The organism is Planococcus sp. CAU13, from assembly GCF_000775575.1.
Taxonomy (GTDB): Bacteria; Bacillota; Bacilli; order Bacillales_A; family Planococcaceae; genus Planococcus.
This window is the reverse complement of record NZ_JRGN01000174.1, coordinates 1-7,948: the sequence shown is the minus strand read 5'-3', so window position 1 is coordinate 7,948 and position 7,948 is coordinate 1. Positions and strand designations below refer to the sequence as shown.

Annotated in this window: 7 protein-coding genes; 1 reads left to right on the top strand and 6 read right to left on the bottom strand. The window is 48.0% G+C overall.

All coding sequences use genetic code 11. The annotated features are described in order from the left end of the window. The first annotated feature begins 155 nt into the window (after positions 1-155). Entirely contained in the window at positions 156-1,361 is a 1,206-nt protein-coding gene (locus KW93_RS07410; protein ID WP_033542355.1) for an MFS transporter, read from the top strand. Between the two features lie 64 nt (positions 1,362-1,425). Here the strand turns inward: KW93_RS07410 and KW93_RS07405 are convergent, their stop codons facing one another. From KW93_RS07405 to KW93_RS07380, 6 genes are all read right to left on the bottom strand, one after another. Continuing rightward, positions 1,426-2,019, bottom strand: a complete 594-nt coding sequence (locus tag KW93_RS07405) for a flavin reductase family protein (RefSeq protein ID WP_033542354.1) — start codon at positions 2,017-2,019, stop codon at positions 1,426-1,428. 64 nt (positions 2,020-2,083) lie between these two features. Next, positions 2,084-3,088, bottom strand: a complete 1,005-nt coding sequence (locus KW93_RS07400; RefSeq protein WP_033542353.1) for an EAL domain-containing protein — start codon at positions 3,086-3,088, stop codon at positions 2,084-2,086. 374 nt (positions 3,089-3,462) lie between these two features. Further along, the gene (locus KW93_RS07395; RefSeq protein WP_033542352.1) at positions 3,463-4,563 is read right to left on the bottom strand and encodes a DUF4179 domain-containing protein; all 1,101 of its coding nucleotides are present in this window, start codon (positions 4,561-4,563) and stop codon (positions 3,463-3,465) included. Next, complete coding sequence (locus tag KW93_RS07390) at positions 4,538-5,086, bottom strand: sigma-70 family RNA polymerase sigma factor (protein WP_033542351.1); 549 nt, start codon at positions 5,084-5,086, stop codon at positions 4,538-4,540. Before KW93_RS07390 ends, KW93_RS07395 begins: the two co-directional genes overlap by 26 nt. A 263-nt stretch (positions 5,087-5,349) precedes the next feature. Further along, positions 5,350-6,387 carry an ABC transporter permease gene (locus KW93_RS07385; RefSeq protein ID WP_052131505.1) on the bottom strand — a complete coding sequence of 346 codons (1,038 nt, stop codon included), beginning with the start codon at positions 6,385-6,387 and terminating at the stop codon, positions 5,350-5,352. Further along, a complete protein-coding gene (locus tag KW93_RS07380; RefSeq protein ID WP_033542350.1) occupies positions 6,311-7,864 on the bottom strand; it encodes a sugar ABC transporter ATP-binding protein in 1,554 nt (517 codons plus the stop codon). Before KW93_RS07380 ends, KW93_RS07385 begins: the two co-directional genes overlap by 77 nt. Positions 7,865-7,948 lie beyond the last annotated feature (84 nt).

Genomic DNA, 7,948 nt, shown 5'->3' with positions numbered 1-7,948 from the left:
TTTAGTTGCGGTTAAACCCAATTTAGTTGCGGTCAGCTTTTCTCAACCGACTCCTGAAATAGACAGCCACTCAAATTTTTGGTAACCTTCATTAATTGAAGGAGAACGAAACGATCTGCTGTTTCATTCTCAAAATCATATGCAAGGAGCATCCCATGGTGACAAACAAACCTAAATTATGGACGAAAGATTTCATTGTGGCAGCATCGGTCAACTTTTTCCTGGTACTCGTCTTCTATCTTCTGGTCGTGACCATAGCTGTCTATGCCGTTGAAGAATATGGTGCTTCGACCAGTGAAGCTGGGTTGGTGACCGGCATTTTCATCATCGGCGTGCTGACGGGCAGACTGTTTATCGGCCGGATTCTCGACAGAATCGGCCGCAAAAGGACAATGGTCATCGGACTTATTTTATTCACACTGACGGCATTGTTCTATTTTGTAAACATCGGCCTCTCTTTCCTGCTGCTCACCCGCTTTCTTCACGGCATGACTCTTGGGATGGCGAGCACCGCAGCCGGCACCATCGTCGCACAGATTATACCGGCGACCCGAAAAGGTGAAGGCATTGGCTATTTCAGCATGAGCACCACCCTGGCGACCGCCATCGGACCATTTATCGGATTGGTGATGAGCCAGTATTCCAGCTATGAAATGATTTTCGCTCTTTGTTTCTTGCTCGGTGCCTTCAGTTTGGGAGTTTCGCTGTTTATCGATGTGCCGCCTGTGGAGCTTCCACCGGGGATGCCCCAAACGAAAGGGTTTAAGATCTCAAATTATGTTGAACCGAAAGCAGTGCCGATTGCGGTTATTACATTTGCCGCTTCTCTTGGATATGCCAGTGTGCTGTCATTCATCAATTTTTATGCAATGGAAATTGACCTCGTCGAAACCGCCAGTTTCTTCTTCCTGGTCTATGCCATTTCGATTCTGCTGTCACGCCCTTTCACCGGACGGCTGATGGATTTGAAAGGCGCGAACTTCATAATGTATCCGGCTTTCCTTATTTTCGCAGCCGGGTTGTTCCTCCTGAGCCGGGCGGACAGCGGAGCAGACCTTTTAATTGCCGGTGCTTTGATCGGGCTTGGATTCGGCAATATACAGTCGACAACCCAGGCTGTGGCAGTCAAACTTACGCCGCCTCACCGGATGGGTCTCGCCACTTCCACTTTTTTCATCTTCATGGACGCAGCGCTGGGCTTTGGCCCTTACCTGATCGGCTACATCATAGCCGCTGCAGGCTACAGCAATCTTTACGCGATTTTCAGCGGAGCCGTTTTACTATTTGCGGTACTTTACTTTTTCCTGCATGGCCGCAAAGATAAAGCCATCCATGCAACTGACACCGTTAAAGACAATTAAGAACTTTTATTCTGTATAAGAAAAAAACGGCCGCGATGGCCGTCTTTTTTTACGCTAACTTCTATTAATCCGGCCGCTTCAGTGAAAAAATTTCACCAAGCTTGGCGTAATTCGCTCCAGCCAGGCGGCTGACCGGCTTTAATCCCTCGGCATCGATACGGCCGTTTTCGTAAATCGACTCGTCGACATGGATTCGGATAATCCGGCCGATGAGCAGGTCGTTATGCGGCAGCTCCACTGCCTGATGAAGAACACATTCAAACCGTACTTTTGACTGTTCGACAGCCGGGACCCCCACTGTTTCGCTATCAACCAGAGTCAATTTCGTAACGTTGATTTCACTTTCGTCCGGCGGCAGGTTAGCCGCTGTTTCATTGACTTCGAAGACATTTTCTTCATCGACGATATGGACGACGAATTCCTTGCCGGAAAGAATATTGCGCGCGGTGTCTTTCCGGTCGCCGGCTTTTCGCTGCACGGACACCGACAGCATCGGCGGATTGGATGACACGATGTTAAAGTAACTGAACGGAGCAGCGTTGACGACGCCCTCCTGAGAAATGCTTGTGACAAAGGCGATCGGCCTCGGAATAATCGAACCGACCAGCAATTTATAGTTTTCACGTTCCGTCTGTTTCTCCGGATCAAAGCTCAGCACAAACACCACTCCTTTTCATCCAGTTTACCCGAAACGCCTTTCATTGCCGCAGAAAATGCTCGTATCAGACGGGCACAACTGCCATTCCCTTAGGTTCTTTTTCCGGTTTGCCGAAATAATAGCCCTGGAACAATTGATAGCCCTGCTCTTTCAGCCACTCGAAATCTTCTTTTGTTTCAACGCCTTCAGCCAGTGGAACCGAACCGATTTCCAGCGCCTTGCCGAGGAAACGCAATGCCGTCTGCTGCTTCACTGCATCTTCTGCGACGCCCTGCACGAATTGCATATCGAGTTTCATATAATGCGGCTTCAGGTCTGCCAGCAATTCGATTGTGCTATAGCCTTCGCCGACATCATCCAGCGCATACTGGAAACCTTTCTTCTTATAAAAAGCAAGGATGGTCCGCAAATGGTCGATGTCGTCCACCTTTTCTGTCTCCACCACTTCAAACACCAGCTGCCGCGGGTCTACACCCAGTTCCTGAGCAAGATTCGTCGTGGAACGCAGGCAGAATTCAGGCGAATAAATCGAAGTCGGGATGAAATTAATAAAAGCTTTGACATCTTTCAGCACAGCGGCGTGGCGAACGGCAGCCATCCGGCAGACCCGGTCGAGCGCATACAATCTGCCGCGGGCCTTCGCTGCCGGGAAGATTTCATTCGGGTAAATGACCGAGCCGTCCTCACGATGAAAACGGGCAAGCATTTCATAAGCAAAAATTTCTTCATTCTCATTCACAATCGGCTGATAATGGCAGATCAGCAATTCTTTGCGGATCACGTCATCGATCCATTCCATATTGAAAACCTGTTCCATCTCTTCGATCCGGTTCCAGTCACCTTTATCGATGCGGAACTGCACTTGAGCAGGTTCCATATGATGCAGGCAGAAATCAAGAAATTCCTGTGCGCCGGCTTCTTTCAGCAACAATCTATTGTCTTTCTTTGTAATTTCGAGGTCTCTTCGCTCCAGATGGCTCACGACATTATCCATCATCGATAAATTCGTATCGCCTTCAAGCTTTATATCGAACTTTAATTCAGCTACCGAGCAATTATTACAATCCATTAATTATCCTCCTTTTGTACTGCTCCTTTCAGATTACCTTAAAATTGTTAATAAATCTTTATTATTTTCAAATTCCAGGAAGAAAAGATTCCTTACAATATGTAATGTTAATTTTTTGCCCTCCAAACAAAATGAATTGATGAACATGAAACAAGCACGGTTGAAAGGCATCGAAGCGACCTTCAGCTTAATTAGTATTCCCTTTTTTGCTTTCTGGGCTGTCGAAATTCATTTAATGGTATCCCGTTTAAGTCTGATCTTAATTCTCTGCACCTGATTCTCTTCAGTTAAACTTGATTGTACAGGTAGTTCTTATTTGAATACGTTATAAAACCCGCTGCATTAAACAATCTGCGACGGGTTTAGATTTCCTACTATTCTTCTGTTTCTTCTTTTTCAAAAACAGGGAAATCTTTAACTTCAACGATTTGAGCGGTTCCTTCAAGCATATTGATCTCGAGCGCATCAAACTCTATTCGCTTTGAATCGAAAGTATCCTCAGCCACTATCCGGCTGATATGCGCGAAAGGGTACAAAGTCAGTGACGTCGCCTCAGGATCCAGGCCTCTCATTGTCGCTGTCCAGAAAAAGTCCTCTCTCGTCCCGGCCCCTCCATAAGCAGCACCGCCATTATAAGGAACTTCATACACATTTCCCAGGTTGTCCTGAGCTATCAGCTCTGCTTCCACAGCATCCCAAACCTCCAATAAAACTGGATCGACCAATTGCTGATAGGCAATATTCACAGAGATATCGGTAAAGGTTACTTCCGTGAAATGAACCGTCAACCCGCCTTCAGTGACCTTTTCATCCAGCACCATCGGATCTTTTTTCAGCTGGTCCACTGCAAACTCAAATTTCCAATCCCCTTTAAATTCTGCATTTGCGGTATAAACGCTGACCGGTTCCCATTCTACATTGACTTGAGCCACCTCTTCGTTAAGATGAGGGATCGTATTGATTCCAACTACCCCTCCTTCTATCACTTCCCACTCCATCGAAGCGTTTACTCCTTCCGCTTCCAGCAACTGGGGAATCCCGGTAACACGAGCTGAAGCGTCCAATTCTTTATCCGTTGTTATTGTATAAGTAAAGGTTACATTTGTGCCGTCGTATACAGCTTGATCAATGGCAATGGTGATGCCATTGCTAGTTTGCGACAATTCCATATTTTCGCTGAAACGCTCATATGGCATTAATCCCTCTTCTTCCTCTGCAAAAATTGAAAACACGTTGCCGATGAGTGGCAGCTGCGCCATATAATTAGCAAATGCCGGAGAAGCGGCAAGGGTGGCAGTGGAAATACCGATGAAAAGTACAGATGCAGCTGCTGCCGGAACCAGCCATTGCCGACGCTTCTTCTTTTTAGGCGCAGCGGTTTCAAAAAATGCATTTTCAATAATGACATCCAAACGCTCGTCTGGAACTTCTATACTCCCCATCGCTTTCTTAATTGAAATCTCTTTGCCATTCATCTGCATACACTCCTTTCAAATCCTTTTTCAGCAGCGCCAGTCCCCGGTGAATCACAGTCTTCACTGTTCCTTCCGGGCAGTCCATCACTTCTGCAATCTGCTTTACCGTAAAATCCTGATAAAATCGCAGCATCAATGCCGTCTTGTATTTTTCCGGCAATAAACCCAATGCATTGGCCATGTCCAATTGCTCCGAGATATCAATGGAAAATTGGTTTTCCGCTCGCCGCACTTCAATTTCGTCCAGAATAACCAGCTTTTTGTTTTTCCTTAAAAAGGATAAAGCTTTATTTATGCAAATACGGGCCAGCCATGTTGAAAAATATTCCGGTTCTTTTATTTGATGTACCGATTCAATGGCCTGAAGGACAGTCTGCTGAAAGATCTCCAACGCATTATCTTCGTCTCTCACGTATGTATACGCCATACGGTACAACTTTTCTTTTTCGGTTTTCAATAATTGCTGAAGTGCCAATCGGTCTCCCTGTATCGCCGCTGAAACCAACTTCTCATCGTGCTGCATCCACCTCATCCTTCCCTTTACTATTAGAGTTTGCAGCTCCTTGAAACGTTTCATTTATTTTCGATTTTACAGTAAAACTTTACCATTCTTTAATAGAATAAATTACTTGATCACTTATTTTTCAAAATGTAGCCATTAAAGTATTTGTTCTGTAGCGCAGTCCAATACCAGTAAATCAGATTAAAATTAAAAAAACGTCCGAAAACGTGTCATTCCACGTTTTCGGACGCTTTTGATTTAAGCTGGTTTCATTTAGGAACACTTCAAGTCTTCACAAACTTATTCTTCGCATACACATACGTAACCGCGAGCGCCGCTACAAGAACCGTTCCTTTTATAATATCAAAGGCGTAATACGGCAGGTTCTGGATGGTCAGGCCGTTCAGCAGGATGCCGATGACGGCTGCGCCGAAGAACGTGCCAAGGGCATTCGGCTTGCCGGCGCCGAGCACCGAATAGCCGACAAATACCGCCGCCACCGCTTCCATCAGGAGCGGCGCACCGGCGTCGATCTGGCCTGAGCCGACACGTGCCGTAAAGAGGATGCCTGCCATCGAAGCAAAGACACCGGAGACGATATACGCCCAGGTCTTCACTCTTTTCACATTGACACCCGACAGCGTCGCCGCTTCCGCATTGCCGCCGGTCATATAGAGAATCCGTCCCCAGCGCGTATGGCTCAGAATTACATACGAAGCAAGCACCATGACGACCATGATCCAGACTGGCACCGGCAGACCCAGCATCTGGCCTTGGCCGATCCAAAGAAACGCTTCGGATAATTGACCGGGAGCCGTGCCGCCGGAAGTGAGCGGCATATTGTTGTAGATCGAATAGCCTTCCGTATACGTGCGGTGGAGGCCCGCAACGATATACATCATGCTTAGCGTCGCCAGCAGATCGGGTATTCCGATGACATTAATGAGGAGACTGTTGACCAGCCCGACTGCAACCCCGATCAAGAGCGGCAACAGCAGCACAAGCCACAGCGGCATGTCGTACCACACCATCAAAGACGCCGTAACGACCGTCGACAGGGACATCGTCGAGCCGACTGACAGATCAAAGCCGTCGACCACGAGTGTAAATGTGACACCGAGCGCCAGCAGCGTGACGATTGAAATCGACCGGAGGATGTCCGCGAAGTTGCCGTAGGTGAAGAAAGCGTCGCTGAGGCTGCTGAAATACAGGATGATTGCAATCAGCAGGATGATGGCGCCGTATTTAAACAGAAACTGGATCGCATTTTCTTTCAGTGAGTTGTTCGTTTTTGATAGTTTCTTCTTTTCCACCGCTTGCATACAGCAATATCCTTTCCTGGGTCGCTTCTTGACGTGATAATTCCTTCACGATCTGACCGTCGTACATTACCAGAATGCGGTCGGAGATACCGATCGCTTCATGGATTTCACTGGAGAAATAAAGGCAGCCCTTGCCGCTTCCGGCCAGTTTCCGGATCAGTTTGAAAATATCGACCTTAGCGCCGATATCAACGCCTTTTGTCGGTTCATCGAATAAATACAGCAGCGAGTCGAGGCTCATCCATTTGCCGATGGCCACTTTCTGCTGGTTGCCGCCGCTCAAGTGGACGAGCGGCGTTTCAGTGCTGCCGGTCTTGATGTTCAATTTATCGATTATTTCTTGTGCAAAATCGTTTTCCGCTGGTTTATTCATGAACAGTCCTTTGGAAAATTTCCGGAGATTTGGAAACGAAGCATTGGCCCGGAGCGAATCATGGACGAATAGTCCTTCTTTTCGCCGCTCTTCAGGAATCAGTGCCATCCCGGCACGGATTGCGTCTCCCGGATGGTTGATGCGCATTTTCCTGCCGGCGATTTCGATAGTGCCGCTGACTGTTTTTTCTGCCCCGAAAAGCGCTTTGGCAAGTTCCGTCTTGCCCGCACCGACCAGTCCGACGATGCCGACAATTTCACCGGCTTTCACTGCAAATGAAACATCCCGCAGTTTTTGGCCGTCTGACAACCCCTGAATTTCCAATAAATTATCGCCCACCGGATGCAACTCTTCCTCCAGTTCATGGCTCAGTGCTGCACCCAGCATCGCTTCGATAATTTCTTCCTGATCTGACTCTTCCGTTACGAAAGTGTTGACCCTTTTTCCTTCACGCATCACGGTGATGCGGTCGCTGATCTCAAAAACTTCCTGCAGCCGATGGGAAATGAAAATGCAGCCGACGCCTTCACTGCTCAAGCGGCGGATGACCGAGAACAATTTATCCGATTCCGTCAGCGACAGAGGAGCTGTCGGTTCGTCGAAGATGATGATTTTTGCAGAGTGCACCAATGCCCGGGCGATCAGCACAAGCTGTTTTTCCGCGAGCGTCAGCGTGCCCGCTTTACGCGACACCGAAATGTCTTCCGACTGAAGCTTGGCCAGTGCCGCTTTTGCCTGTTTATTGATGTTCTGCCGTGACAGCAGGAAACTGCCGCCGCCAGCGAAGCTGTCCAGCAGGATATTTTCCGCCACTGTCAGTTCCGCGACGATGGCGGTGTCGACTTCCTGGTAGACGCAGTAGATGCCGTGTTCTTTCGCCTGTTTTGGTGAACGCAGCGAAACGACTTCTCCGTCAAGCCTGATTTCGCCGCTGTCCTGGCCGTAAACACCTGACAGGATCTTGATCATCGTGCTTTTGCCTGCACCATTGACTCCAAGCAATGCAAGAACCTCACCTTGCGTGAGAGTCAGCTCCCCGTTTTCCAGTGCAGTCACATAGCCGAAGCGCTTGCCGATTGCTTTCATTTCCAATAATTGCGTCATCACTGCCGTCCTCCTTTCTGCGAAAAGAGCCGCCCTTTTGCGGGACGGCTCCATTTTTATCCCGTATTAACGGTCAGTAAGACT